General features: G+C 72.3%; 27 protein-coding genes. 17 read left to right on the top strand and 10 right to left on the bottom strand.

Annotation, left to right across the window (positions count from 1 at the left end; translation table 11 throughout):
• Positions 1 to 28 precede the first annotated feature (28 nt).
• Positions 29 to 1,021, top strand: a complete 993-nt coding sequence (locus tag ACWC2T_RS14345; RefSeq protein WP_450670670.1) for a DUF3068 domain-containing protein — start codon at positions 29 to 31, stop codon at positions 1,019 to 1,021.
• Here the strand turns inward: ACWC2T_RS14345 and hrpB are convergent.
• Both hrpB and ACWC2T_RS14335 read right to left on the bottom strand, forming a co-directional pair.
• Positions 1,011 to 3,602, bottom strand: coding sequence for an ATP-dependent helicase HrpB (gene hrpB / locus ACWC2T_RS14340; protein ID WP_450670669.1), 2,592 nt, complete (start codon positions 3,600 to 3,602; stop codon positions 1,011 to 1,013). The two genes, ACWC2T_RS14345 and hrpB, sit on opposite strands and share 11 nt — an antisense overlap.
• Positions 3,603 to 3,708: 106 nt before the next feature.
• Positions 3,709 to 4,593 (bottom strand): class I SAM-dependent methyltransferase, encoded by an 885-nt coding sequence (locus tag ACWC2T_RS14335; protein ID WP_450670668.1) that lies wholly within the window; start codon positions 4,591 to 4,593, stop codon positions 3,709 to 3,711.
• A gap of 319 nt (positions 4,594 to 4,912) precedes the next feature.
• On the opposite strand from ACWC2T_RS14335, the gene rpsA reads away from it, so the two are divergent.
• The 4 genes from rpsA to ACWC2T_RS14315 all read left to right on the top strand — a co-directional run bounded on the left by rpsA (position 4,913) and on the right by ACWC2T_RS14315 (position 8,723).
• Entirely contained in the window at positions 4,913 to 6,406 is a 1,494-nt protein-coding gene (gene rpsA / locus ACWC2T_RS14330; protein ID WP_055707059.1) for a 30S ribosomal protein S1, read from the top strand.
• A gap of 270 nt (positions 6,407 to 6,676) precedes the next feature.
• Positions 6,677 to 7,615 carry a PAC2 family protein gene (locus ACWC2T_RS14325; RefSeq protein ID WP_450670667.1) on the top strand — a complete coding sequence of 313 codons (939 nt, stop codon included), beginning with the start codon at positions 6,677 to 6,679 and terminating at the stop codon, positions 7,613 to 7,615.
• Between the two features lie 45 nt (positions 7,616 to 7,660).
• Positions 7,661 to 8,272, top strand: coding sequence for a dephospho-CoA kinase (coaE, locus tag ACWC2T_RS14320; RefSeq protein ID WP_450670666.1), 612 nt, complete (start codon positions 7,661 to 7,663; stop codon positions 8,270 to 8,272).
• 70 nt (positions 8,273 to 8,342) lie between these two features.
• Positions 8,343 to 8,723, top strand: a complete 381-nt coding sequence (locus tag ACWC2T_RS14315) for a tetratricopeptide repeat protein (RefSeq protein WP_450670665.1) — start codon at positions 8,343 to 8,345, stop codon at positions 8,721 to 8,723.
• A gap of 62 nt (positions 8,724 to 8,785) precedes the next feature.
• On the opposite strand, the gene ACWC2T_RS14310 is transcribed toward ACWC2T_RS14315, so the two are convergent.
• Positions 8,786 to 9,082, bottom strand: a complete 297-nt coding sequence (locus ACWC2T_RS14310; protein WP_450670664.1) for a DUF6343 family protein — start codon at positions 9,080 to 9,082, stop codon at positions 8,786 to 8,788.
• Between the two features lie 137 nt (positions 9,083 to 9,219).
• On the opposite strand from ACWC2T_RS14310, the gene ACWC2T_RS14305 reads away from it, so the two are divergent.
• The 3 genes from ACWC2T_RS14305 to ACWC2T_RS14295 all read left to right on the top strand — a co-directional run bounded on the left by ACWC2T_RS14305 (position 9,220) and on the right by ACWC2T_RS14295 (position 11,451).
• Positions 9,220 to 10,140, top strand: coding sequence for an acyltransferase domain-containing protein (locus tag ACWC2T_RS14305; protein ID WP_450670663.1), 921 nt, complete (start codon positions 9,220 to 9,222; stop codon positions 10,138 to 10,140).
• Positions 10,141 to 10,202: 62 nt separating this feature from the next.
• Positions 10,203 to 10,898, top strand: a complete 696-nt coding sequence (locus ACWC2T_RS14300) for a class I SAM-dependent methyltransferase (RefSeq protein WP_450670662.1) — start codon at positions 10,203 to 10,205, stop codon at positions 10,896 to 10,898.
• A gap of 103 nt (positions 10,899 to 11,001) precedes the next feature.
• A complete protein-coding gene (locus ACWC2T_RS14295) occupies positions 11,002 to 11,451 on the top strand; it encodes a DoxX family protein (RefSeq protein WP_450670661.1) in 450 nt (149 codons plus the stop codon).
• Between the two features lie 135 nt (positions 11,452 to 11,586).
• On the opposite strand, the gene ACWC2T_RS14290 is transcribed toward ACWC2T_RS14295, so the two are convergent.
• Complete coding sequence (locus tag ACWC2T_RS14290) at positions 11,587 to 12,348, bottom strand: RNA-binding S4 domain-containing protein (protein ID WP_450670660.1); 762 nt, start codon at positions 12,346 to 12,348, stop codon at positions 11,587 to 11,589.
• 125 nt (positions 12,349 to 12,473) lie between these two features.
• Between ACWC2T_RS14290 and ACWC2T_RS14285 the strand changes: the two genes are divergently transcribed.
• Positions 12,474 to 13,169: a uracil-DNA glycosylase gene (locus ACWC2T_RS14285; protein WP_450670659.1), complete on the top strand. Its 696-nt coding sequence runs from the start codon at positions 12,474 to 12,476 to the stop codon at positions 13,167 to 13,169.
• A 37-nt stretch (positions 13,170 to 13,206) separates the two neighbouring features.
• Here the strand turns inward: ACWC2T_RS14285 and ACWC2T_RS14280 are convergent, their stop codons facing one another.
• Positions 13,207 to 13,869, bottom strand: coding sequence for a GntR family transcriptional regulator (locus ACWC2T_RS14280; RefSeq protein ID WP_450670658.1), 663 nt, complete (start codon positions 13,867 to 13,869; stop codon positions 13,207 to 13,209).
• A 190-nt stretch (positions 13,870 to 14,059) separates the two neighbouring features.
• On the opposite strand from ACWC2T_RS14280, the gene ACWC2T_RS14275 reads away from it, so the two are divergent.
• Positions 14,060 to 15,517 carry an NCS1 family nucleobase:cation symporter-1 gene (locus ACWC2T_RS14275; protein WP_450670657.1) on the top strand — a complete coding sequence of 486 codons (1,458 nt, stop codon included), beginning with the start codon at positions 14,060 to 14,062 and terminating at the stop codon, positions 15,515 to 15,517.
• A gap of 5 nt (positions 15,518 to 15,522) precedes the next feature.
• On the top strand, positions 15,523 to 16,245 hold the full coding sequence (locus tag ACWC2T_RS14270; RefSeq protein WP_450670656.1) for an aspartate/glutamate racemase family protein: 723 nt from the start codon (positions 15,523 to 15,525) through the stop codon (positions 16,243 to 16,245).
• 49 nt (positions 16,246 to 16,294) lie between these two features.
• Here the strand turns inward: ACWC2T_RS14270 and ACWC2T_RS14265 are convergent, their stop codons facing one another.
• The 4 genes from ACWC2T_RS14265 to ACWC2T_RS14250 form a co-directional block, all read right to left on the bottom strand.
• Positions 16,295 to 16,750 (bottom strand): N-acetyltransferase family protein, encoded by a 456-nt coding sequence (locus ACWC2T_RS14265; RefSeq protein WP_450670655.1) that lies wholly within the window; start codon positions 16,748 to 16,750, stop codon positions 16,295 to 16,297.
• Positions 16,747 to 17,163, bottom strand: a complete 417-nt coding sequence (locus tag ACWC2T_RS14260) for a RidA family protein (RefSeq protein ID WP_450670654.1) — start codon at positions 17,161 to 17,163, stop codon at positions 16,747 to 16,749. The genes ACWC2T_RS14265 and ACWC2T_RS14260 overlap by 4 nt, the downstream gene beginning before the upstream one ends.
• A 73-nt stretch (positions 17,164 to 17,236) precedes the next feature.
• Positions 17,237 to 18,154, bottom strand: coding sequence for a GNAT family N-acetyltransferase (locus ACWC2T_RS14255; protein WP_450670653.1), 918 nt, complete (start codon positions 18,152 to 18,154; stop codon positions 17,237 to 17,239).
• Between the two features lie 65 nt (positions 18,155 to 18,219).
• On the bottom strand, positions 18,220 to 19,014 hold the full coding sequence (locus ACWC2T_RS14250) for a hypothetical protein (protein WP_450670652.1): 795 nt from the start codon (positions 19,012 to 19,014) through the stop codon (positions 18,220 to 18,222).
• A gap of 190 nt (positions 19,015 to 19,204) precedes the next feature.
• On the opposite strand from ACWC2T_RS14250, the gene ACWC2T_RS14245 reads away from it, so the two are divergent.
• From ACWC2T_RS14245 to ACWC2T_RS14220, 6 genes are all read left to right on the top strand, one after another.
• Positions 19,205 to 19,996, top strand: a complete 792-nt coding sequence (locus ACWC2T_RS14245) for a nucleotidyltransferase domain-containing protein (protein ID WP_450670760.1) — start codon at positions 19,205 to 19,207, stop codon at positions 19,994 to 19,996.
• Between the two features lie 172 nt (positions 19,997 to 20,168).
• Positions 20,169 to 22,019, top strand: coding sequence for an FUSC family protein (locus tag ACWC2T_RS14240; RefSeq protein WP_450670651.1), 1,851 nt, complete (start codon positions 20,169 to 20,171; stop codon positions 22,017 to 22,019).
• Positions 22,020 to 22,034: 15 nt separating this feature from the next.
• The gene (locus tag ACWC2T_RS14235) at positions 22,035 to 23,387 is read left to right on the top strand and encodes an amidohydrolase (RefSeq protein ID WP_450670650.1); all 1,353 of its coding nucleotides are present in this window, start codon (positions 22,035 to 22,037) and stop codon (positions 23,385 to 23,387) included.
• A 20-nt stretch (positions 23,388 to 23,407) separates the two neighbouring features.
• Complete coding sequence (locus ACWC2T_RS14230; protein WP_450670649.1) at positions 23,408 to 24,574, top strand: cytochrome P450 family protein; 1,167 nt, start codon at positions 23,408 to 23,410, stop codon at positions 24,572 to 24,574.
• Between the two features lie 97 nt (positions 24,575 to 24,671).
• Positions 24,672 to 25,346 carry a DUF899 domain-containing protein gene (locus tag ACWC2T_RS14225; protein WP_450670648.1) on the top strand — a complete coding sequence of 225 codons (675 nt, stop codon included), beginning with the start codon at positions 24,672 to 24,674 and terminating at the stop codon, positions 25,344 to 25,346.
• Between the two features lie 174 nt (positions 25,347 to 25,520).
• The gene (locus tag ACWC2T_RS14220) at positions 25,521 to 25,697 is read left to right on the top strand and encodes a hypothetical protein (protein WP_450670647.1); all 177 of its coding nucleotides are present in this window, start codon (positions 25,521 to 25,523) and stop codon (positions 25,695 to 25,697) included.
• 92 nt (positions 25,698 to 25,789) lie between these two features.
• Here the strand turns inward: ACWC2T_RS14220 and ACWC2T_RS14215 are convergent, their stop codons facing one another.
• Entirely contained in the window at positions 25,790 to 26,185 is a 396-nt protein-coding gene (locus ACWC2T_RS14215) for a hypothetical protein (protein ID WP_450670759.1), read from the bottom strand.
• Positions 26,186 to 26,357 lie beyond the last annotated feature (172 nt).

Here is a 26,357-nt window from a genome sequence, read left to right as displayed (position 1 = left end):
CCGCGCCCGTCCGGGAGGGAGGCCTTCCATGCGCCGCAAGGCAAGCCTGGTCCTGCTCGCCTGCGCCGTCTTCTGCGCGGCGCTCGCCCCGCTGCTGCGCTGGTACGCCTTCCCGCGCCTGGCGCGGATCCCCGCGAACCAGTACCAGGACATGGTCCTGGAGGCCAGGGGCGCCACCCTCCTCGACTACGGCACCATGCGCGCCAGGAAGGTCTCCAAGGTCACCATCGTGCAGACCCTCAAGGGCAACGTGGAGGCGGCGAAGAGGATCGAGAGGACGGCGGGCCGGCCGGTCGTGGTCTGGGACAGCCTGTCCTACGTCCAGGGCCCCGACGGCAGGATGGTCTCCAAGGTCCCCGAGCGCTACATCTTCGACGCCCACAACCAGGAACCCGTGCACGCCACCGGTGAGATGGTCGACGGCGATCCCGTCACACGCCAGGGCATCGAGTTCAAGTGGCCCTTCCTGACGCAGAAACGCGACTACGAGTACTTCGACGCGCAGACCCGCACCACCAGCCCCATCCACTACAAGGGCACGCAGACCTTCCGCGGCCTGAAGGTCTACTACTTCGAACAGACCATCCCCTGGACCAAGGTCCCCATGCCGAAGACCATGCCCGTCCAGGGCATCACCCCGGAATCGGTCGCCAAGACCGGAACCACCCGCTGGTACAGCACGGTCCGCAGGTTCTGGGTCGAACCCGTCACCGGCGCACCCGTCTACGGCGAGGAACTCCACCAGGAGGAACTGCGCGGGGGCACCCTGCTCGGCGGCCGGGACAGGGTCACCGCGTTCGCCGGGGACGTGAAGATGCGCGAGGACTACATCGAGCACACGGTCGCCCTGGTCAAGCACAACCGCACCCTGGTCCTGATGCTCACCTCGTACGTCCCCTGGGGTTCCCTGACCGCGGGAGTGCTGCTCCTGGCCCTCTCCCTCTGCCTGGAGGCCCGCGCCCGCCGCCCCCAGGACCCGGCACCCGCACAGCCCGCCGAACCCGAACCGGTCAGCGCCTGAGCCGCGCGTTGGTGTGCCGGGTGGGTTCGGCGTTCGCCGGATCCTCGGGCCACGGATGCTTGGGATACCGCCCGCGCAGCTCGGCCCGTACGCCCTGGTAGCCGTCCTTCCAGAAGGAGGCGAGGTCGGCCGTGACGGCGGCGGGCCGACCGGCGGGGGAGAGCAGGTGCACGAGCAGCGGCACCCCCGCGACGGCCGGCGTCTCGCGCAGACCGAACATCTCCTGCAGCTTCACCGCGAGCACCGGGCGTTCCGGGTCCCGATAGTCGATCCGGATTCTGGACCCACTCGGCACGGCGATCCGCTCGGGCGCGAGTTCGTCGAGCCGTCCGGCCTCCCCGCTCGCCCACGGCAGCAACCGCATCAGCGCCTGCCCGGCGTCGATCCGGCCGAGATCGGCCCGCCGCCGGGCGCGGCTCAGCTCCGGCTCCAGCCAGTCGTCCACGCGCGCGTGCAGCGCGTCGCCGGACACGTCCGGCCACGGCTCGCCGAGGCGGGCACGGAGGAACGCCAGTCGCTGCCGCAGCGCCTCCGCCTCCGGCGACCAGCGCAACAACCCGAGCCCCTCCTGCCGGAGCCCGTCGAGCAGGGCCGCGCGTACGAGCGCCAGCTCGGCGTCCTTCAGCGGCCGCACGCCCAGCTCGATGGCGCCCAGCCGCTCGACATGCCGGGCCACGACGTCCCCGTCGGCCCAGTGCACCTCGTCCCGCTCGCCGGACAGGGGCTCGGCGGCGGCGAGCGCCACGCCCTCCTCCACGGCGGCTCCGAGCAGCACGCGCGCGTGCCCCTTACCGGTGGGCCGATCGGCAACGGCGACGACGATCCAGGGCGCTCCCCGCAACGCCGACCCTTCCCCGAGCTCGGCCCGAGTCCCGGAGGCCATGAGATACGACCCACCGTCCAGCTTGGCGACCCGCTCGGGAAATGCGAGCGCGGCGACAAGCCCGGCAAGCGCGTCCGCCCCGGCCCCACCCGCCCCGGCCGGAGAGCCTGTTGCGGCCTCGGCGTGACGGTCACGTCCCTCGGCCGGGGCGGCCGGTCGGGGCTGGTCGGTGCCTTCTGGCCGACGGTCGTGGGCGGTCGGGTTGGAGGACTCCCCCGAGACGGCCCGCAGTCGCCGCACCTCCGCGGCCCACCGCGCACCGTAGGCGTCACCCCCACGCCGGACCCGCCGCACGGCGGCAGCAAGATCATCCCCGTAATCCCGCGGCACCTCTTCGGAGAGCAGAGCGACAACCTCCGCACCCTCACCGGCTGTGTCCAGCAACGCCCGCCCCAGCCGGGGGTGCACCCCCAGCCGAGCCAGACGCACACCCACCGACGTCGCCCGACCGGCGGAGTCCACCGCCCCCACCGCCGTCAACGCCGAGCGCGCGGCGAGCATCGCCCCACCCGGCGGAGGATCGAGCAACGCCAGCCCGGAGGCGTCCGGATCGCCCCAGCAGGCCGCCTGCAGGGCGAACGCGGTCAGATCGGCCACCTTGATCTCCGGCGCAGGAAACGCCGGCAGCCGCCCGTCCTCGGCGGCGGACCAGCACCGGTACACCGCCCCCGGCGCCTCCCGCCCGGCCCGCCCCGCCCGCTGCCTCCCGGCCGCCCTTGACGCCCGTACCGTCGTCAGCCCGCTCAGTCCCCGCGCGTGATCCACCCGTGGCTCCCGCGCCAGCCCCGAGTCCACCACCACGCGCACCCCGGGCACCGTCAGCGAGGACTCCGCCACCGAGGTCGCCAGCACCACCCGGCGCCGGGCCCCCGGCGCCAGCACCGCGTCCTGCACGGAGGCCGACGCCCGCCCGTGCACCTGGAGCACGTCCACCGCCCCCAGATCCCCGAGCTGCCCCGCCACGCGGGCGATCTCGCCCACACCGGGCAGGAAGCACAGCACGTCCCCGTCCCGCTCGGCCAGCGCCCGCCGCACCACCGACGCCACATGAGCCAGCAGCGCCGGATCGACCCGCATCCCGTGCGGCGGCCGTACCGGACGCGCCGGAGGCGCCCACACGACCTCCACCGGATGCGCGACGCCCTCCGCCTCGACCACGGGCGCCCCGCCCAGAAGCCGTGCCCAGCCCTCGGCGTCCGTCGTCGCCGACGCGGCTACCAGCCGCAGCTGAGGCCGCAGCGCCTGCCGTACGTCCCACAGGAACGCCGCCGTCGTGTCGGCATCCAGGTGCCGCTCGTGGCACTCGTCGAGGACGACGACGTCGACGCCCGGCAACTCCTGGTCCCGTTGCAGCCGCTGCAGCAGCACGCCGGTCGTCACGACCTCCACGCGCGTGTGCCGTCCCACGGCCCGTTCGCCGCGCACCGTGAAGCCGGCGCTCTCACCGGGCCTCTCGCCCAGCAGCCACGCCATGCGCCGGGCCGCAGCGCGCGCCGCGATCCGGCGCGGCTCGGCCACCACGACCCGCCGCTCGGGCCCGCCCCCGACCAGCCCCGCCAGCACGAGCGGCACCAGAGTCGTCTTGCCGGTGCCGGGCGGCGCCACGAGCACGGCGGTGCCGCCGTCCTCCAGGGCCTCGGTCAGCGCGGGCAGGGCGGAGCGCACGGGGAGCGCGTCCAGGGCGTCGTAACGGATCACGCCCCTAGTGTCGTACGACGGCGAAAACGGCCTCTACGCGCGCGTGCCCGCGATCAACGCCCCCTGCGACTCCCCACGCGCGCGTGCCCCCGATGACCGGCCGGGCTCAGTCCCGCTCGCACACGAAGATCGCCGTCCCCGGGATCAGGCTGCCCCGCAGCGGGGACCAGCCGCCCCACTCCGAGGTGTTCCAGGCCGGCCACTCCGGCTCCACCAGGTCCACCAGGCGGAAACCGGACGCCGCGATGTCCCGGACCCGGTCGCCGACGGTCCTGTGGTGCTCGACGTAGACCGCGCGGCCTTCCTCGTCCTGCTCCACGTAGGGCGTGCGGTCGAAGTAGGAGGACGCCACCGACAGCCCTTCGGGGCCCGGCTCGTCCGGGAACGCCCAGCGGATCGGATGCGTCACCGAGAAGACGAACCGGCCGCCCGGCCGCAGCACCCGGCGCACCTCACGCAGCACCAGCCGCGGATCGGCGACGAAGGGCAGCGCCCCGTACGCCGAGCAGGCCAGGTCGAAGGAGCCGTCCGCGAAGGGCAGCGCGCCGGCGTCCGCGCAGACCAGCGGAAACGATCCACCGATGCGCAGGGCGTGCTGGAGCTGGCGGTGCGAGAGGTCCAGCGCCACCGGGCGGGCTCCCTGGGCGGCCAGCCAGCGGGCGCACTGGGCCGCGCCCGCGCCGATCTCCAGGACATCCTTGCCCTTCAGCTCCTCCGGCGGGCCGAGCAGCTCGGCCTCCACCTCGTCCAGGCCCTCCGGGCCCCACACGAAGCGGTCGTCGCCGAGGAACGTGCCGTGCTCGACCTGGTACTCGTCCGCGTTGCGGTCCCACCAGCCCCGGTTGGCCCGTGCGCTCTCCGCGACATCGGCGTCACGGCGTGTCGCCTCCGGTTCGAATGTCTCGGATCCTTCGGGCTCGTGCGCTTCCGGCTCTTGGATGATCGGCTCCCTCGTCGTACTCTTCCGTCCAACCCGCAAGGGGTCCGCCACGGAGGCGGTCCCTTCAGGCCTGCCTGGCCTCAAGGGACGTTTCTTCTGCCGGTTATGCGGCGATCCGCCCCGGGTGTGCGCCTTCGCGCATTGACCATGTCCGGCTGCCCCCGTATGCTACAAGTTGCGCTGCGGGCCTGCGCTCCTCAGACGTAGCAGGCTGCGCTCGCATCTGTTGTATGTCCCCTCGGTTGTCGAGGCGCCATCACCAGTATCTGGTGGGGCGCTTCCTTGGCTGTCCGGCTTCTGCAGAGCGAAACGGGCTCCCGGCGTAAGCAGTACCTACGACTTCAATGTCCGTACCGGAGCCCTTTCCCACATGACGAGCAGCACCGAGACCACCGCCACCACCCCGCAGGTAGCGGTCAACGACATCGGTAACGAGGAAGCCTTCCTCGCAGCGATCGACGAGACGATCAAGTACTTCAACGACGGCGACATCGTCGACGGCGTCATCGTGAAGGTCGACCGGGACGAGGTCCTGCTCGACATCGGTTACAAGACCGAAGGTGTCATCCCGAGCCGCGAGCTCTCGATCAAGCACGACGTCGACCCGAACGAGGTCGTGGCCGTCGGCGACGAGATCGAGGCCCTGGTCCTCCAGAAGGAGGACAAGGAAGGCCGCCTGATCCTCTCGAAGAAGCGCGCCCAGTACGAGCGTGCCTGGGGCACCATCGAGAAGATCAAGGAAGAGGACGGCATCGTCACCGGTACCGTCATCGAGGTCGTCAAGGGTGGTCTCATCCTCGACATCGGCCTCCGTGGCTTCCTCCCGGCCTCCCTGGTCGAGATGCGCCGCGTCCGCGACCTCCAGCCGTACGTCGGCAAGGAGCTCGAGGCCAAGATCATCGAGCTGGACAAGAACCGCAACAACGTGGTCCTGTCCCGCCGTGCCTGGCTCGAGCAGACCCAGTCCGAGGTCCGCCAGACGTTCCTCACGACCCTGCAGAAGGGTCAGGTCCGCTCCGGTGTCGTCTCCTCGATCGTCAACTTCGGTGCCTTCGTGGACCTGGGTGGCGTCGACGGTCTGGTCCACGTCTCCGAGCTGTCCTGGAAGCACATCGACCACCCGTCCGAGGTCGTCGAGGTCGGCCAGGAGGTCACCGTCGAGGTTCTCGACGTCGACATGGACCGCGAGCGCGTCTCCCTGTCGCTGAAGGCGACCCAGGAAGACCCGTGGCAGCAGTTCGCCCGCACCCACCAGATCGGCCAGGTCGTGCCCGGCAAGGTCACGAAGCTGGTGCCGTTCGGTGCGTTCGTCCGCGTGGACGAGGGCATCGAGGGTCTGGTCCACATCTCCGAGCTGGCCGAGCGCCACGTGGAGATCCCGGAGCAGGTCGTCCAGGTCAACGACGAGATCTTCGTCAAGGTCATCGACATCGACCTCGAGCGCCGTCGCATCAGCCTCTCGCTGAAGCAGGCCAACGAGTCCTTCGGTGCCCACCCGGAGGAGGTCGAGTTCGACCCGACCCTCTACGGCATGGCCGCGTCCTACGACGACCAGGGCAACTACATCTACCCCGAGGGCTTCGACCCGGAGACCAACGACTGGCTGCCGGGCTACGAGAAGCAGCGCGAGGAGTGGGAGCGCCAGTACGCCGAGGCGCAGGCCCGCTTCGAGCAGCACCAGCAGCAGGTCATCAAGTCCCGCGAGGCCGACGCGGCTGCTGCCGCCGAGGGCGGCGGCGAGGCTGCGGCCCCGGCTGCGACCGGCGGTTCGTACTCCTCCGAGGGCGCGGACACCTCCGGTGCGCTGGCCTCGGACGAGGCGCTGGCCGCGCTGCGCGAGAAGCTGGCCGGCGGTCAGAGCTGATCGCTGCCGCTGAGGCTTAGCCGATAGCTGGTTCTGAGGGGCCGTACCTTTCGGGGTACGGCCCCTCAGGCGTGTTCGGGGGCCGTGCCGCCAGTCGTTCGGCCGCGGGCGGTCTGCGGTTGCGCGCGCAGTTCCCCGCGCCCCCAGGGAGTTGCGGTCGCCCACGCCTTCGTTCGTACCGCCCCCGAGAGCCTGATCAACGGCGTGTCGCGGGAATGCCCGTCGTCCAGGGCGTGTTGACGACGACGAACACGAGGAGGAGCGGTCACAGTGCTTGATCCGCAGGGTTTGTACGCATGGGAGCCGAAGGGCCTCGCCGTTGTCGACATGGCGCTCGCCCAGGAGTCGGCCGGCCTTGTCATGCTCTACCACTTCGACGGATACATCGACGCGGGTGAGACCGGGGACCAGATCGTCGACGGGCTGCTCGACTCACTGCCCCACCAGCTCGTCGCCCGGTTCGACCACGACCGGCTCGTGGACTACCGGGCCCGCCGGCCCCTGCTGACCTTCAAGCGGGACCGCTGGACCGACTACGAGGTGCCGGCCATCGAGGTCCGCCTCCTCCAGGACACCACGGGCGCCCCCTTCCTGCTGTTGTCCGGGCCCGAGCCGGACGTGGAATGGGAGCGGTTCGCGGCGGCCGTGCGCCAGATCGTGGCGCGGCTCGGCGTCCGCCTCTCCGTCAACTTCCACGGCATCCCCATGGGCGTCCCGCACACCCGCCCGGTGGGTCTCACGCCGCACGGCAACCGCACCGACCTCGTCCCGGGCCACCGCAGCCCCTTCGAGGAGGCCCAGGTGCCCGGCAGCGCCGAGGCGCTCCTGGAGTACCGCCTGATGGAGGCCGGGCACGACGTCCTGGGCGTCGCCGCGCACGTCCCGCACTACATCGCCCGCTCGCCGTACCCGGACGCCGCCCTGACCGTCCTGGAGGCCGTCACGGCAGCCACCGGGCTGGTCCTGCCGGGCGTCGCGCACTCGCTTCGTACGGACGCGTACCGCACCCAGACGGAGATCGACCGGCAGATCCAGGAGGGCGACGAGGAACTCACCGCGCTCGTCCAGGGCCTGGAGCACCAGTACGACGCCGCCGCGGGCGCCGAGACCCGGGGCAACATGCTGGCCGAGCCCGTGGACATCCCCTCCGCCGACGAGATCGGCCGCGAGTTCGAGCGGTTCCTGGCGGAGCGCGAGGGAGACAGCTGACCACCGCCGGTCCAGCTGTCAGTGGCAGGGCCTAAGCTGACGCTCATGCTGAAGGTGGGCCTGACCGGCGGGATCGGCGCCGGCAAGAGCGAGGTGTCGCGGCTGCTCGTGGAGCACGGGGCCGTGCTGATCGACGCGGACCGCATCGCGCGCGAGGTCGTGGCGCCGGGCACCCCCGGCCTCGCCGCCGTGGTCGAGGCCTTCGGCGAGGACGTCCTCACCGCTGACGGCAGCCTGGACCGGCCCAAGCTCGGCTCGATCGTCTTCGCCGACCCCGAGAAGCTCGCCGTCCTCAACTCGATCGTGCACCCGCTGGTGGGTGCCCGCTCCCGCGAGCTGGAGGAGGCCGCGGCCGCCGACGCCGTGGTGATCCACGACGTGCCCCTCCTCACCGAGAACGCCCTGGCGCCGCTGTACGACCTCGTGGTCGTCGTGGACGCGAGCCCCGAGACCCAGCTCGACCGGCTGGTCCGGCTGCGCGGGATGACCGAGGAGGACGCGCGCGCGCGTATGGCCGCGCAGGCGACCCGCGAGCAGCGCAGACGGATCGCGGACATCGTGATCGACAACGACGTACCGCTGGACGCCCTGCACAAGCGTGTCGCCGAGGTGTGGGAGGAGCTCGTGCGGCGGGCGCGTGCGGGCATCGCGCAGTAGCAGCAGTAGCACAGGAATAGCGGCCCCCTCCTCGCGCGTTGAACGGGCGGAGTGAGGGAAGGACTCTGCCGTGCCCGAGATCAGCGGTTCCACCGGACGTACTCCGGAAACGCATGTCATCGACTTCCGTGCAGCCGAGCAGCTGCTCAACTCACGGGACCCGCGGGGTGCGGTGAAGCTGCTCGACCCGGTCATCGCCGCGCACCCGGAGAACACCGCGGCCCGGCTGCTGCGCGCGCGTGCGTTCTTCGCCGCGGCGCAACTGCGGCCCGCCGAGCTGGAGTTCACGATCGTGCTGGAGCGCGAGCCGGACAACGCGTTCGCGCACTTCGCACTGGCCCGCACCTATGAACGCCAGGGCCGCCCCGACCAGGCCAAACGCCACTTCCGCCTCGCGGCCGCGCTGGACCCGAACCCGGACTACGTGAGGGCAGCACGCTTCGACGACTGAGCGGCCCGCGGCGGGACCGCCTCATGGATGGCCGGCCGACGGTGACCGATCCCGTGCGCCGGTCACGGATGCCGGTGCCGCGACGGACCCGGGTACGGCGGTCCGCCCTCCGGCGGCCGGTACGGCGGCACGTCACGGCCCGGCTGATAGTGCGGACCCTGCCGGATGTGTCTGAGCACCATGATCATGTCCGCGGTCACCACCAGCCACAGCACCCCACAGGCCGCCGCCCAACCCGGGCGCCCGACGAGCGCGAACGCCGTCGTGCCGAAGACCGCCCAGACCAGTCCCCACACGCACAGCCAGAACCGCGCCCGCAGCGCACTGCGCGCGGTCACCGGTTCACTGCCCGTACGCATCGGACCACCACTCCTGAGGGCAACGTACTCTTCGGGGACGGCGTTCACCAACGACGTTCACCAACGGCGTTCACCAACGGCGTTCATCAACGGCGCTCGCCCGTCGTTCGTCCTGTCGCTCGTCGAAGGGGGATCCCTTGCTTCCGGACGCCGACGACCTGCCGGAACTGCTGCTCGACCTGGCCGTGCCGCACGAGGACATCAACGATCTGGTGGCCGCAGGACGCCGGGTGACCGGTGACCCGGGAGCACGGACGCTCCTGGAGGAGTGCGTCGAGGAGCTGTTTCGTGATCCGGAGGAGACCGGCCGCACCCCCGAGCTCGCCGCACTCCTCGACGCGGTCCCGGCCGGGCTGACGGGAGTCTTCGCCGTGTACGTCTTCGTCGCCGCGGCCCCGCACACCCTCGCCCGGCACCGGGAACGCGGCATTCCGCCCGAGGTCTCCCGGCGCACCCTGGCCGACCTGGGCCGTCAGATGGCCGCGCACCGCAGACGGCACGGCACGACCGGCGTCCTCTCACGGCGCTGGCTCGTCAGGCACTTCCGCGGCGAGCTGTACCAGCTGGGCCGGCTGCAGTTCGAGCGGGCGCGGCTCGGGCAGCGCACGGCTCCCGTGCTCGCGGCGGCCGGGCTGGCCGCGGTCCCCGGAACGGCCTGCCTGAACCTGCACATACCCGACTTCCAGGGTCCGCTGACCCCGTCCGCCTGCGACCGCTCCCTGGCCCGGGCCCGCGAGTTCTTCGCCGTGCACTTTCCCGAGGAGCGGCCGGTGGCCGCACTGTGTCACTCCTGGCTGCTCGACCCGCAGTTGAAGCGGTACCTGCCGGCCGACTCCAACATCGTCCGCTTCCAGGACCGGTTCCGCACCGTCCGCGAGGACACCGAGCCGGCCGACACCGAACCCGTCCAGTTCGTCTTCGGCGACCCCGACCTGTCGGTTGCGGAGCTGCCCGCCCGCACGTCCGTGGAGCGGGCCGTGCGGGACCATCTGCGGGCGGGCGGCCACTGGTACATCGGGCGCGGCTGGTTTCCGTTCCCGGCCGAACGGCCTGGATGACACGAACGAGTGAACCTCGACAGAGGGGGAACGGGCGTACGGGGACCGGCCGTTGTTCGGGCATGACGGTCGACATGCGTGAGGGATACGAGGGCACGGGACCCGGCGCGATCACCCCGGACGGCTGCGCGGTCGAGCTGTACGAGCGGCTGCCGGTCGGCGACGAGCCGGACATCATCGCCGCGGCGGTACCGGCCGGGGCGCACATCCTGGAGCTGGGCAGCGGAGTGGGCCGGATGACCCATCCCCTGCTCGAGCGCGGCTTCACGGTCACGGCGGTGGACGAGTCAGCCGACATGCTGAGCCGGATCCGCGGGGCGCGCACGATATGCGGCCCCATCGAGCAACTGGACCTGGCTGGTGAGGAGTTCGACGTGGTGATGCTCGCGTCGTTCCTCGTGCACGTCGGCGACGAGGAGGTGCGCAGGGGCCTGCTGCGCACCTGCGCCCGGCATGTGGCCAAGGACGGCTGTGTGCTCATCCAGCGGGAGGGCGAGGACTACCACACGAACGTGCCCAGGGAGCGGGTCGACCCGAGCGGCTTCACCGTACGGGTCGTCTCCGCGGAGCCGGTCGGCAACGGAGCGAACTCGGTCCATGTCGAGTACGACTTCCCGGACGCGCACTGGACCCAGACGTTCCTGGCCCGGCCGCTGAGCAAGGAGCAGTTCGAGTCGGCACTTCAGGAAGCGGGGCTGGAGGTGGACGCGTATCTGACACCGGACCGGACATGGGTGCGGGCGGTGCCGAAGGCATAGCGGACACTCGGTCGCACAGGGCGGCCGGGGAGCGATGAGTTTCCGGACGGTGCCGGGTCTACCTCGGTGAAAGCAATCGGCACCGCTTCCCCAGGAGATCCTCATGTCCGAGACAACTGCTCCCGTGGCCCGCACCGCTTCCGGCGCCTCCGCCGACTTCCCCAGTGGCCGCAGGCGCTCAGCCCGGATCGCGCTGCGGACCGTGCAGGTGCTGCTCGCACTGTTCTACGGCATCGCGAGCGCGCTGCCCAAGCTCATCGCGCACCCCTCGGCCGTCGAGGCCTTCGACAAGATCGGCTGGGGCAGTGGGGCCATGTACACCATCGGCGCGCTCGAACTCGCCGGAGCCGTCGCGCTGTTGATCCCGCTGCTGCAGTCCCTGGCGGCGATCGCGCTCAGCGCGCTGATGGTGGGCGCGTTCATCGTGCAGCTCACGGTCTTCCAGGGCCAGAACGCGGCGACCCCGCTGATCCTGATGGTGCCGCTCGCCCTGATCGCCTGGGTGCGGCGCGGGCACAATCGGGAGCTGCTGAGGCTGGTGCGGCGGCGGTGACGCTTCCGCGCGACGTGCACGGCGTGCACGTGCGCGGCGCCGAAGCCGTCGGCCGGGCGCGGGGGCCTGGCCGACGGTATCGGTGTGTGCCGGGACGCGAGGGCGCCCGTTGTGTGCTCGGCCGGTGCCTTTGGATCACCGTCCCAGGGGGTGTCCACCGGTACCGCCGGACCCGGCTCCACCGCGCTTGCCGGACCCGTGCCGGCCTCCGGACCCGTGCCGGCCTCCAGACCCGCTCCGGTCCCCGGGACGACCCCGTTCCCCGGATCCACCGGGCTCACCGAGTCCGGCGAAGCCGCTGGGGCCTGCGGCGCCGCCGAAGCCGCTCGGCAGGTCCGGTCCTGCCAGGCCGCGAAGGCGTTCCATTTCGCGGCGGTCGCGCTTGGTGGGGCGTCCGGCGCCGCGGTCGCGTAGGCCGACGGGGGCGACGGCCTCGCGAGGGGGAGGCGGAGGGGAGTTGTCGATGTAGCACTGGGCGGCCACGGGGGCGCCGACCCGCTTGCGGATCAGGCGCTTGACGATCACGATCCGTTCCCGGCCCTCGTGTCGCAGGCGCACCTCGTCGCCGACGCGCACGGAGTAGGCGGGCTTCACCCGCTCGCCGTTCACGTGGACGTGGCCGCCCCGGCAGGCGGTGGCGCCCAGGGAACGTGTCTTGATCAGACGCACGGCCCAGATCCAGCTGTCGATCCGGACCGTCTCACCCTTGGCAGGCCCCGCTGCCTCGGCGGCGGCCACCGCGGCGGCGATCTTCGGATCGACGGGCTGCACGGCGGAGCCACCGGAGCCGTGGTCGTCCGGGGCGTCCGGCGAGTCCGGCGAGTCCGGGGCGGGGCCGGGCGAGTCCGGTCCGCCGGTGCCACGGTTCACGTTCTCGTCAGCATCCTCCGAAGCCATGCAACCGACCATAACTCCCCGCCCCGGGTGAACCGGACGTGATTTTCCCGGGGCGGTGGCGTGCCGGGGGCCCGGGGTGCCAGGTGCAGATCACGCGAGCCGGCGGAGGGGCATACCGTGGCCGTATGGACGACAGCAGCGCTCTCGCCCGGCTCGACCGGCGGGTCGCGGAGTGCCGGGCCTGTCCTCGGCTGGTCGCATGGCGCGAGGAGGTGGCCCGTACAAAACGCGCCGCGTTCGTCGACTGGACGTACTGGGGGCGGCCGGTACCCGGCTTCGGCCCCGCCGACGCACGGCTGGTGATCATCGGGCTGGCGCCGGCCGCGCACGGCGGCAACCGCACCGGCCGGATGTTCACCGGCGACCGCTCCGGAGACGTGCTCTATCAGGCGCTGTACGACGAGGGGCTCGCCTCGCAGCCCACGTCCGTCAGCGCCGACGACGGGCTGGAGCTGTACGGCGTCCGTGTGACCGCGCCCGTGCACTGCGCCCCGCCCGCCAACAGACCGACCCCTGGCGAGCGGGACACCTGCCGCCCCTGGCTGGTCCAGGAGCTGAGGCTGCTGCGCCCGACGCTGAGGGCCGCGGTCGTACTCGGCGCCTTCGGCTGGCAGGCCGCGCTGCCCGCGTTCAGCGAGGCGGGCTGGACCGTGCCCCGGCCGCGCCCGGCCTTCGCCCACGGCACCCGGGTCGCGCTCGACGGCCTCGACCTCTTCGGCTGCTTCCACGTCAGCCAGCGCAACACCTTCACCGGCCGGCTCACCGCGGAGATGCTCCGGGAGGTGCTGCGCACGGCGGCGAAGGCGGCCGGACTGCGGTAACCGGCCGCCGGCCGCCGGCAGGCCGCAGTGGTCTCTCTCAGCCGGCGTCGGCGGGATCGGTTCCGAACAGGTGCCGTACCGTCGACCGGTAGTTGGCGCGGACGTGGTCGAGCGCGTGGGCGCGGGCCCGGTCGGGGTCTCCGGAGGCGATCGCCTCGTACAACTCGCGGTGTTCGGTGAGGAGTTGCGGCCACTCCTCGTTGCGCCGGGTGAGCCAGCGCAGGCGGCCGTCGACCGGCTCCATGACCGAGATCAGCAGGCTGTTGCCGGCCAGGGCGCGGATGCGGTCGTGGAAGCGCGTGTTGATGTCCGTGATCGCCTCGGCGTCGCCCTCCTTCGTCGCCCGCGCCGCCTGGTCGAGCAGGTCCCGCAGCTCCGCCAGGGCCTCGGGGGTCACCCGGGACGCCGCCAGTCCCGCCGCGTGCACCTCCAACGCCTCGCGCAGCTCGAAGAGTTCCCTGACGTCGGTCGGGTCCAGCCGGCGTACCACCGTGCGGCGGGCCGACTCGAAGAGGACGAAGCCCTCGGCGACCAGCGCGCGGATCGCCTCCCGCACCGGCACCCGGGAGACGCCGAACCGCTCGGCGAGCTCCCGTTCGACGAGCCGGTCACCGGGTCCGAGGCGTCCGGCGATGATGTCCTCCCGCAGGCTCGCCAGGACCCGCTCGCGCACCGCGCCCAGGGGTTCGATCTTCGTCATGGACCCATCTTCGCCGACGCGAGGCGACTTTTACGGGGCCGTAACGGCAACGACATCGGTCCGAGCGCTTGACGACGGCACCATGTCCGCAGTTTGGTATACCAAATGCGGCTCACTGTCGGCTTCCCGGCCTGCAGTCCGTCCGAGTTCCTGCGGTATGGCCCCTTCGTCCCCCTGTCCAGGAGGCCCCGTGTCCCTCGCCGACCGCGCCGAAGCCACCGGCGCCCCCGCGTTCGCCCCCGACCCCCGTCTCGTCAACGAGGACCTCGCCCCCGCCCAGCAGCGGAACTGGAAGGTCTTCGACCTCTTCGCCATGTGGATGTCCGACGTCCACAACCTCGGCAACTACACCTTCGCCGCCGGCCTGCTGGTCCTCGGCATGAACGTCTGGCAGGTCTTCACCTCCCTGCTCGTCGGTTTCGTGCTCATCTACGCCGGCATGAACGGGATGGGCAGGATCGGCCAGCGCCACGGCGTGCCCTTCCCCGTGGTCAGCCGCATCAGCTTCGGCGTCTGGGGTGCCAACATCCCCGCGCTGATCAGGGCCGTGATCGCCATCATGTGGTACGGTATCCAGACGTATCTGGCCTCCGTCGCCGTGAACGTGATGCTGCTGGCGGCCTGGCCGGGCCTGAAGTCCCTCACCCACCACTCCTTCCTCGGCCTGGACGCGCTCGGCTGGATCTCCTTCGTCTCGCTCTGGCTGCTCCAGGCGCTGATCATCCGCCAGGGCATGGAGGCGGTGCGGAAGTTCCAGGACTTCTGCGGCCCGGCGATCTGGCTGGTGATGATCGCGCTGGCGCTCTGGGTCCTCGCCAAGGCCCACTGGAGCATCTCGCTCACCTCCACCCCGCACCCGGTGTCCACCGGCGAGCAGTGGCGGCAGTGGTTCGGCGCGATCGGTCTGATCCTCGCCACCTACGGCACGCTGATGCTCAACTTCTGCGACTTCTCCCGCTTCGCGCCCGACCACAGGACCGTCCGACGCGGAAACTTCTGGGGCCTGCCCATCAACTCCACCGCCTTCGTCGTGGTGTCGGTGATCGTCACGGCCGGCTCGCTGAAGGCGTTCGGACAGGCCATCACCGACCCGGCGGAACTGGTGGCCAAGGTCGGCAACACCTGGGTGCTGGTGATCGCCGCGTTCACGTTCGCGGTCGCCACCATGGGCGTCAACATCGTCGCCAACTTCGTCTCACCGGCGTACGACCTCGCCAACGTCTGGCCGCAGAAGATCACCTTCAAGGTCGGCGGCATGGTCAGCACGGTGGCCGCGCTGGTCGTCACCCCCTGGAACCTCTTCTCCAACCCGACCGTCGTCAACTACTTCCTCGGCGGCCTCGGCGCCTTCCTGGGCCCGCTGTTCGGTGTGATCATGGTCGACTACTACTGGGTCAAGCGCGGCAAGGTCGACGTCGACGCGCTGTTCGACGCCCGGCCGGGCACCCCGTACCACTACCGCAGGGGCGTCAACCCGAGGGCACTGTGGGCGTTTCTGCCCTCCGCCGCCGTGGCCGCCGTGGTCGCGCTGGTGAAGAGCTTCAGCGATGTGGCGCCGTACTCCTGGTTCATCGGCACGGCACTCGCCGCCGCCCTGTACGCGCTGCTGGGCCGCGGGGAGCGCGCGACGACGGCGAAGGAGGCCTGACGGAGTTGCGGATCGTCGTCACCAACTGCAACACCACGCAGGAGATGACCGAGGAGATCGTCCGCGGCGCCCGCGCCGCCGCGGGTCCGGCCACCACGGTGACCGGCCTGACCCCCGCCTGGGGCCCGGCGTCCGCCGAGGGCTGGCTGGACAGCTACCTCTCCGCCGCCGCCGTCCTCGACACCCTGCGGACGTACGACGGCCCTGCCTACGACGCCGTCGTCCTGGCCGGCTTCGGCGAGCACGGCCGGGAAGGCGTACGGGAGTTGGTGGACGTCCCGGTCGTGGACATCACCGAGGCCGCCGCCCACCTCGCCTGCCTCCTCGGCCGCCGCTACGGCGTCGTCACCACCCTCGACCGCTCCCGCGGCCAGATCGAGGACAGCCTGGAGACGGCCGGTGTGGCCCGCAACTGCGCCGCCGTCGTCGGCACCGGCCTCGGAGTCCTCGACCTCGCCGACGACCCCGGCCGCACCGAGGCCGCGTTCCTGACGGCGGCCGAGCGGGCCCGGGACGCGGGCGCCGAGGTCCTGGTCCTGGGCTGCGCCGGGATGACGGGACTGCAGCAGGCGGTGGGGGAGAAGCTCGGGGTGCCCGTCGTCGACGGCGTGGCCGCGGCGGTCAAGCTCGCCGAGTCCCTGGTCGCCCTGGGCCTGACCACCAGCCGAGCGGGCGGCTACGCCAGGCCGCTGCCCAAGGGCAGGAGGTGGGGGCGGCAGGCGCGGTGATCCGGAAGGGGAGGCTCGCAGCCGCCATGGTGGACCGGATCCGCCGGGCTCAGGGCCGCCAGACGTACCGTACGTCGGGCTCCCGCTCCTCGTTCCCGCTGCCGTCGGTGGACTCGGCCGCAGCGAAACCGTGGCGCTCGTAGAAGCGGTGGGCGGGCTTGTTGACCTGGAAGGTCCACAGGGCCAGCCCGCCCGGCCTTCGCTCCTTGGCCAGCGCGACGAACCGGTCGCCGATGCCGCGCCCCCGCCACTCGGGGGCCAGATACAACTGGGACAGCAACTCCCCGTCCAACACCATCAGCCCGACGATCCCGGCGCCGTCGGCCTCCGCCACCCAGGTCTCCCGCAAGGGCACGACGACATCCCGGATGTACTCCCGCACCTCGTCGTCGGTGTGCGGCCGGACGACGGTGGGCAGGGCGGCATCGAACGACCGCAGATACACATCCGCGGCGGCACGGGCGTCCGCCGCCACGGCCCGGCGCAGCACGACCTCCTCCGTCATCGATGCCCCTCCCGCTCCGGCACCACGGCCGTGGCCGTGATCTCCACCAGCTGCCCGGTGTAGCCGAGACAGGCGACCCCGAGCAGCGTGGACGAGTGCGGACCCGCGCTCAGCCCGGAGGCCTCCACCACCTCCCACACCGCGGACAGCACCGAGGGCTCACTGCTCACCACGTACACATCCGTCGCGAGCACATGTGCCAAGTCGCTTCCGACGGCGTGCAGTTGCTCGCCGAGGTTGGCGATCACCTGCTCGGCCTGCCGCAACGGGTCACCGGGACCGACGAGTTCCCCCGTCTCGTCGAGCGGCACGGCCCCCGCGAGAAAGGCGAGCCTGGTGCCCGCTTCCACCACCGAGGCGTGCGCATAGGCGGGCGGCGGCAAGAGGCCGGAGGCGTTCACTCGTCGGATCATCGCGGCTCCCGGGTGGCGGCTGGGACAACCTCCCGATGATCGGACCCCTCGGCCCTGTCCGCATCCGGTTTTCTCAGGGCGCCGGGACACCGACGGCGGAGGCATCGGCGTACGGACTCTCCACCCGCCAACCGTCCTCCCGTGCGACCCTTTCGAACACCCCGATCTGGTGGGCCAGCCCCTCCGGCTCCCCGATGTCGCACGACCAGCCGGCCCTGGCCCACTGCTCCGCCCCGCGCACCAACGGACGTCCGCGGACGGCGAGATGCAGAGCGAGCGTGGAGCGTGCGTACACGCCCATCACCTCACCTCTGCCGGCGATGCGCCGGTAGCCATCGGTCTCCCGGAGAAGCAGCCGCCGCCCGTCGTCACCGGCGATGAGCAGCGGTTCGCCCTCGACCGACAGCGTCAGCGCGCCGCCCTCCTCCCGGACGTCGTACGCGGGCAGGAACGAGAGCCGGGCGAATCCCAGGGCATGCTTCCAAGAGGTCACCCACAGCCCGCGGTTGAGGTAGTAGCGGACGGTGCTCTGCCAGGTCCAGTACGTGTCGAGACGGAATCCGTGCAGCCCCGCGGCGCGGCAGGCTTCGTACACCGTGTTCAGCGCGGCCCCGGCGAGACCGCTGCGCCGTGCCGCCGGATGGATGTAGAGCGAGGAGACGCGGAGCGCGCCCGCGCCCATCGGCCAGGTGTCGACGGCGATCGTGCCGACGACTCCCCGCCCGGCCGTGCCCGACGAGCAGATCCAGTACCTCCTCGAAAAGTCGTCGTCGTGTCGGTGCTCCCGCCCGGCCGAGCCCAGTGCGCGCCGCAACCGCTTCTCGCCCGAGACCGTGAACGCGTCCGGGTCGCAGCCTGGGCCGAGGGCGCCCTCGGCGAGCGAGGCCAGGTCCCAGAGGCCGAACCGCCGCCCCTCACCGAAGGCGACGGGGCGCAGCAGAGGGGAGGCCGTCAGACGTTCGTGCGCCCGAAGGGCTTGATCATCCTTCATGTGCCGGGAGCGTAGGGACAGCCGCGCAGGCAGTCGCTACGCTGAGGGATCTTCGTGGCGACCTGTCATGCGCCCGGTGGACCCGACCGCCGTTCACCCATATGTCGTTCGCACTCCCGTGCGAGATCCGGGTACGCGTCGGCGATGGCGGCGTAGACCCGGCGGCGCAGCAGTTCCTCGGCCGCGGCACGTCCCGTGCTCCCGTGCAGCCCGTCCAGGAGCTGGTCGTACCGGGTCAGCCGATGGCGCAGGTAGTCGACCTTCCAGCGGTCGAGCGCGGGGGGATCGGCCGACTGCACCGCCGCCGGATCGGGGGCATGCCTTCCGCGTTCGTACGCCCGCTCGGCGTCGCGCCGGTTGCGGTGGTCCACCGCCAGCTCCGCGAGCCGGCGCGCCGTCAGGCGCGGCACGTCGATGGGCTCCGCCGCGATCCGCGCCAGCACCTCCCGGCGCCGCCGGAGCGCGGCCGCCCGCGCCGCGGCGGACCGGCGGGCCGCGGCCGCCGAAACGGCCCGGAACTCCTCGCTCAGCTCGGCTTTCTCGATCCGGTCGAGGCGATACAACCGGGTCCGCGGGGCCGCGTCGAAGTGCGGATTGCTCCGCAGCAGATCGGGCTCGCCGAGCAGTTGGCGGACCATGCCCGGCGTCCAGCCTCGCGACCGCAGCCCTGCCATGGACAGATGGGTGCGCGCCTGCGAACCGTCCACCTGGTCGTCCGGGTGCCGCTGGCGCCCCCGCTGCTCCCGGTGCCCCAGGGGTTCCCCTCCCCGCTCCTGCCCGCTCGCGTCCCTCTCCCTGTCCTTGCCGTCGTCCCTGTCCCTGTCGTCCTGGATCATCACATCCGCCTCCCCCGTCGTCACACTGCGTTACGGTTCCTTGATAACGCGTGCCACTGACAATGGCCCCTGACCAGCTGATCCGTGCGGCAGCGGGTCTCAGGAGACAGTCGTGAACCGGAGGGCCTCGTGGGTATTTCGGGCGCGGACTTCGGGATGGCTGCGGCAGGCTGAGCCCATGCCCACGCCCAACTCCATGCCCAGCCCCAACTGCATGCCGGGCCCCAGCCCCGACCCCGTGCCCCAGCACCCCGACTCCGTCTTCCTCGCCCGTATCGCCGACCGCCTCGCCGCCCTCCCCACCGTCCGGGCGGTCGCCCTCGGCGGCTCCCGCGCCCAGGGCACCCACCGCGACGACAGCGACTGGGACCTGGCCGTCTACTACCGCGGCCCCTTCGACCCCGACGACCTGCGGGCCGTCGGCTGGCAGGGCGAGGTCTCCGAGGTCGGCGGCTGGGGCGGCGGTGTCTTCAACGGCGGCGCCTGGCTGACCATCGACGGACGCCGGGTGGATGTGCACTACCGGGACCTGGACGTGGTCGAGCACGAGTTGGCGGAGGCGGAGGCGGGACGGTTCCGGGTGGAGCCGCTGCTCTTCCATCTCGCCGGCATCCCCACCTACCTGATCGTGGCCGAACTGGCCCTCAACCAGGTGCTCCGGGGCACCCTGCCCCGCCCTGCGGGCTATCCGGCCAGGCTGCGCGCCACCGCCGCCGAGCGCTGGCACGGCAGCGCCCGCGCCACCCTCGCCTACGCGAAGGCGAACCACGCCGCCCACGGCCGCCTCACGGAGACCGTCGGCTCCCTCGCCACGGCCGCCGCCCAGGCCGCGCACGCGGTGCTCGCGGCTCGCGGTGAGTGGGTCACCAACGAGAAGCGGCTGCTGGAGCGGGCCGGGCTGCGGGGCATCGACTCGTTGGTGGCTGGGCTTCGGGCTGCACCGGAGGCCCTCGTCGCCGCCGTGACCGAGGCCGAGGAACTCGTCGACGGCGCATTGCGTTCATAGGAGGAGCCGGCGCATTGCGTTCATAAAGAAACCGGACGCCCGGGCACCTTTCACACGCCCGAAACGTGATCACCCCGTTCGCGCCGGGAACGCCCCCTACCGTGGAAGGACAGCCCACCCGGCCACCGTCGTCCGAAGGCATCACATTCCGCCCGCGTACGACAGGAGCCCCGTGTCCCGGCCCGCCGCACCCCTCTGGCTCGCCCATGCCCTGCGCGCCCAGCGCGGTCCCGTTCCCTGGAGCGCGGTGACCCGGGGCGCGCTCGCCGCCGGGCCGCTGCTGCTCGCCGGAGTCGGCACGGGACACACCGCCCCCGGTGTCCTCGCCGCCATCGCCGCGATGCTCGCCGGTATCAACGACCGGCCCGGCAGCCGACGCGCCTCCGTCAAGCGGCTCGGGGTGCCCGCGCTGGCCGGGGCGCTCGGGCTGCTCGCGGGGACGTACGCGGGGCAGGGGCTGGCCGCCGTACCGCTGACCCTGGCGCTCACCCTGCTCGGGCTGCTCGCCGGTGGCATCAGCGCGGTCGGGCCCGTCGCCTCAGCCGCCGGTACGCAGCTGCTCGTCGGCGCCGCGCTCGGCGCCGGGATGCCCGCGGCTCAGAGCGGCTGGCAGCGGGCCCTCGCCTTCCTCGCCGGGGCCGGCTGGCTGATTCTGCTGCGGCTCGCCCTGCCCACGCCCGGCTCGCTCGCCGGGCACTCCCGGTTCGACTTCCGGTTCGACGGGGAGCGGGCGGCGGTCGCCGAGGTGTACGACGCGATCGCCGCGCTGCTCGACGCCGTCGGTGGTGAGCGGGCCACCGCCCGGCGGGCCGCGCTCACCGCCGCCCTCGACCACGCCCAGGACGCCCTTGCCGGACCCCGGCTGCGCCGGCATGCCGGCTCCGCCGCCGAGCGTCGGCTGCACGCGCAGTACGTGGCCGCCCTCCCGCTCGCCGAGGCCGCCACCGCCCTGTTCTGGGCGGGGGAGCCCGTCTCAGCGCGGGCCGCGGAAGGACCCCGGCGGCTCGCCGCGGCAGTCCGCGGCAACACCGGCACCGGCCCGCTGCCCGCCCCCCACCGGTCCGCCCCCGCCCTGCGCGCCCTCGACGACGCCCTGCTGCGCGCCGCCGAGACCTTCGACCGCACCGAGGCCGCGGGGCAGCGGCCGCCCGCCAGGCGCCGGGACGTGCGGCACGCCGTCCGGGCCGCGCTCGGCACGGGCGGACGCGAGTACGGGCTGCGGGTCGCCCTCTGCTTCGGAGCCAGCGCCGCCATCGCCCAGGCCCTGCACCACACCCGCTGGTACGGCCAGCACCAGCACTGGTACTGGCTACCCGCCACCGCCGTCTTCCTCGTCAAGCCCGACCTCGGGCCGCTCGCCTCCCGCGTACTGTGCCGGGCCGCCGGGACCGTGCTGGGCGCCCTGGTGTTCGCCGGGCTCGCCGCGCTGCTGCCCCGGCCCGCCGGGCTGATCGCGCTGGTCGCGGTCTGCGGAGCGCTCGTGCCGGTCGCCACCCGGCACTTCGCCGCGCTGACGGCCGTCGTCACCGTCCTCGTCCTCGCCCTGGTCATGGCCGGCGGCGAGCCGCAGGCCTCCGTCAGCCGGATCGGCGAGACCCTGCTGGCCTGCGCGCTCGTGCTGGTCGTCGGGCATCTGCCGATGCCGGGGGAGCGCGGCGGCGGGGTACGCGCGCGGCTCGCCACGGCCGGGAGCGCCGCGCAGGCCTATCTCGTGCACGTCCTCAGCGAGTCCGGCGACCGCGCCGAGCGGTGGGCGCTGCGCCGGGAGGCCTACCGCACCCTCGCCGAGGCCCGTACCGCCATCGCGCTCGCCGCCGCCGAACTGCCCGCCCTCGCCCGGCACACCACGGGCACGGAGACCGTCGCGGACGTTCTGGAGCGACTTGTCGACACGACCACGGCCTGTGCCGTACACCTCGACGAGACGGGCCGGCTCACGCCTCGGCACGTCAGGCAACTACGCGACGCGCTGGGCGAGTTGAGGATACAGGGCGTCGAGGTGCCCCTCCCCGCCGCCGCATAGCCGTACGGTGGGCGCATGCCCATCTCTCCCGCCGACCTCGTCGTCACCGGCTGCACCGTGCTCGTCCATGACGAGGACGAAGAGATCGGGTTCCGCGAGGACGCGGCGATCGTCGTACGCGACGGGGTCATCGAGTCGGTGACCACCGCCGCGGCCGTACGGGACCTGCCCGCCGGGGAGCGGATCGAGGCGCACGGGCAGGTCGCCGTGCCGGGGCTGATCAACTGCCACACGCACGCCCCGATGGTGGCCCTGCGCGGACTCGCCGAGGACCTGCCGACCGAGGAGTGGTTCAACGACGTCGTATGGCCCGTCGAGTCCAACCTCACCGCCGCCGACGTGGCGTTGGGCGCCCGGCTCGCCTGCGCCGAGATGATCCGGGGCGGGGTGACCTGCTTCGCCGACCACTACTTCCACATGGACACGGTCGCCGCCGTCGTCGCCGAGTGCGGTCTGCGCGCCCACCTCGGCGAGGCCTACTTCTCCAGCCAGGGCCCCGAAGGGCGGGAGCGCTCGGCCGAGTTCGCCCTCCGGCACCGGGGTGGCGCGGGCGGCCGCATCACCACCGCCCTCGCCCCGCACGCCCCCTACACCGTCACCGGCGCCGACCTCGCCGCCACCGCCGAGCTCGCCCGCCGGCACGGCCTGCCCGTCCACATCCACGCCGCCGAGAACCGCGACCAGACCGACACCAGCCTCGCCCGGCACGGCCTCACCCCCATCGAGGTCCTCGACCGCGCCGGACTCCTCGACACCGACCTGCTCATCGCCCATGGCACCGGCATCCTGGAGCGGGACCTTCCGCTGCTGGCCCGCACCGGTGGCCGTACGGCCGTGGCGACCGCGCCCCGCGGCTACCTCAAGTTCGCCTGGCCGACCACCACACCGGTGCGGGCCCTGCGCGCGGCCGGCGTCCCCGTCGGGCTCGCCACGGACGGCGCCGCCTCCAACAACTCCCTCGACGTCTGGGAGTCGATGGCGCTGACCTCCCTGATCCAGAAGTCCACCGAGGGCGATCCACGCTGGCTGACATCCCGGCAGGCCCTGCACCACGCCACCGTGCAGAGCGCCCGGGCGGTCGGCCTCGGGGACAGCGTCGGCACCCTCGCACCCGGCCGGCGCGCCGACATCGTCCTCGTCGACCTCACCGGCCCGCACACCCAGCCCGTCCACGACCTCGCCGCCACCCTCGTGCACAGCGCGCGCTCCTCGGACGTCCGAACCACCGTCGTCGACGGCAGAGTCCTGATGCGCGACCGGCGTCTTCTCACCGTCGATGTGCCGTCTGTCGCAAGGGAGTTGGCGGCTCGGCTGCCGGCGCTGACCGACCGGGGACACGGGCGGCGCATCCAGGAGTACGACACCTGAGGCCGCGTAGTCTGACCGGCATGGATCTCGCGCACGGCCTCATCGAGCAGCCCTACGACGTCTACCGGCTCCTGCGCGACACCGCGCCCGTGCAGCGCATCACCGGTCCCGACGGCACCCCCGCCTGGCTGGTCACGCGGTACGAGGACGTGCGGGCCGCGCTCGCCGACCCCTGTCTCTCGCTCGACAAGCGGCACGCCGCCCCCGGCACGTACCAGGGCTTCCCACTGCCGCCCGCCCTCGACGCCAACCTCCTCAACATGGACCCGCCGGACCACACCCGGATCCGGCGCCTGGTCGGCCGCGCCTTCACACCGCGCCGGATCCAGCAGCTCCGCGAGCCCATCCGCCGTACCGCCGACCGCCTCCTGGACGCGCTCGGTCCGCACGGCAGCACCGACCTCATCGCCTCGTACGCCGCCCCGCTGCCGATCACCGTCATCTGTGACCTGCTCGGCGTGCCGGAGGAACACCGGCTGGACTTCCGGGTCTGGACCGACGCCCTGGTCGCTCCCGATCCCTCGCGCCCCGGGGCCGGACGGGAAGCGATGGTGGCGATGCTGGGCTACTTCACACGCCTCCTCGCCGCCAAGCGCGAACAGCCCGCCGAGGACCTCCTCTCCGACCTCATCGCCGTGCGCGACGAGGGCGACCGGCTCAGCGAGGACGAGCTGATGTCGCTGGCGTTCCTCATCCTCTTCGCCGGGTACGAGAACACGGTCCAGCTCATCGGCAACGCCGTGCTCGCCCTGCTCCGGCATCCGGACCAGCTCGCCGCCCTGCGCAAGGATCCGGCGCAACTTCCGTTGGCCGTTGAGGAGTTGAGTCGTTACGAGGGACCGGCGCTGTTCGGGATCCGGCGCTTCGCGGTGCAGGAGGTGACGATCTCCGGTGTGACCGTCCCCGCCGGGGAGACGGTCTGGGTCTCCCTGTCCGCCGCGAACCGTGACCCTGCCCGGTTCCCCGACCCCGACCGCCTCGACCTCTCCCGCGACGCCTCCGGTCATCTCGCCCTCGGCCACGGCATCCACTACTGCCTGGGCGCCCCGCTGGCCCGTGCCGAGACGGAGATCGCGCTCGCGGCCCTGCTCGAACGGCTCCCCGATCTCGCCCTCGGCGCGGGGGAGTTGCGGTGGCGGCCGTCGATGCGGGCGCGGGGGCTGGTGGCGCTGCCGGTGACCTACTGAGCCACTGACCCCCTGACAGAAAATCTTCGCGCCCGCCGATGAGTTCCGCCCCCGGCGACGGTCACCACCCCGAACCGGCCGTCGGACAGGAGGGCTCATGTCGCTTCCCGACATCGTCTCGCGCGAGCAGTGGCGCGCGGCGCGCGAGGAGTTGCTGCGCAAGGAAGAGGCGGTCAGGCGGGCCCGCGAGGTGCTCGGTCAGGCGCGGCGGCGGCTGCCCATGGTCGAGGTCGACGCGGAGTACGTCTTCGAGGGCGGCGACGGCAAGGCCACCCTCCTGGACCTCTTCGAGGGCCGGGCCCAGCTCGTCGTCCATCACTTCGTGTTCGCCCCGGAGTCGGAGTCCGGCTGCCCGTGCTGCTCGGCCTTCCTGGACCAGGTCGGCCACCTGGCCCACCTGCGGGCCCGGAACACCTCGTTCGCGGCCGTCTCCCGCGCGCCGTTCACCCGGATCCTGCCGTTCAAGGCGCGGATGGGCTGGATGGTGCCCTGGTACTCCTCGTCGTATGCCGCCTCCCACGGCGGCCACGACTTCAATCTCGACTTCAACCTCGACTTCGAGGCCACCGTGGAGTCGGACCGGGGTCTGGTCGACCGACCGGGCGTCAGCTGCTTCCTGCGCGACCACGACCGGGTCTTCCACACCTATTCGGTGTACGACGACGGGCTGGACGGACTCGGCACGCTCGCCGGCCTGCTCGACCTCACCGCGCTCGGCCGCAGTCCCGCCGGCAGTGACCGGCTGCGCCTTCACGACGAGTACGACTACTGACACGGAAGGTGCGGTTACTGACACACAAGGTGCGGTTCGCCTCGCAAAGTGAACGGCTTGTCACGCTGCGCGCCGAACGAGTGTAGGTAATGTCTCAGTCCCGTCACCGAGCGAGGCGTTTCCCTTCTCCAGGGCGTTAACTCCTACACGTACGACGCTTTCTGGAGGTGCGAGATGGTGAACGGGCGAACGGTGCTCGAGCGCTTTCCCGCCGGTGGTCCGCGGGGATCCTGGCCCGCGGAGGAGTTCGCGCACGCGCGGCGTCTGGAAGGCCTGCCCGCCGAGGTCGTCATGGACCTCGCGACGGACACGTTCCTGGTGATCGTGCGGGGCACCGAGACGACCGAATGAGCGGACCGTCGCCGTCCGTCCTGCCTCAGGCCGGCTTCGGTGCTGACAGAACCAGGTTCCCCAGTGCGCTGGAACTCGGTCCCCCGTGCGCGTCACGCCCTGGGTGAGGCCAGTGACCAGTCCGGAGTCGTCCCGGTCACCCGGCACAGGGCCAGGTACAGCGGGATCGGCGGGGTGTACGGGACCGTACCCTCCGGGCGGTGGATGAGCCGGGCGGTGCCGGTCACCAGGGCGCCGGGGGCGTAGTGGGCCGGGGAGGGCCAGGGCAGGGCGTAGTCGGAATCCGACGGAACGATCCACCACCAGCGGGCGCCGTCGGTGTACACACAGCCCAGCCGGGGCAGCCGGGGTACGACCAGGGGGCCGAGGCGGTCGGGCACGGCCACGGCGTCGCAGCCGAGCGGTGCGGTCATGCCGTCCGGCACCGCGAGCCGGCGGGGTGGGTCGGGGATGGACCTGAGCCGCTGCAGCCGTACCAGCGTGTCCAGACCGAGGGACCCCTCGGGGCCCCGGCCGACGGCAGCGGCGGCACGGGTGGCATGGGCGGTATAGGCCGTATGGGCCGTATGGGTGGCACGGGCGGCTTCGAAGGCACGGGGCGGGAAGGGGCTTGTGACCTCGCGCCGGTTGCCGCCGGTGTCGTACCCCGCGGAGTCGTAT

The sequence above is a fragment of the Streptomyces sp. NPDC001393 genome, assembly GCF_053597455.1.
The sequence above is the reverse complement of the archived record's forward strand: the minus strand, read 5'-3'. Positions and strand labels throughout refer to the sequence as shown.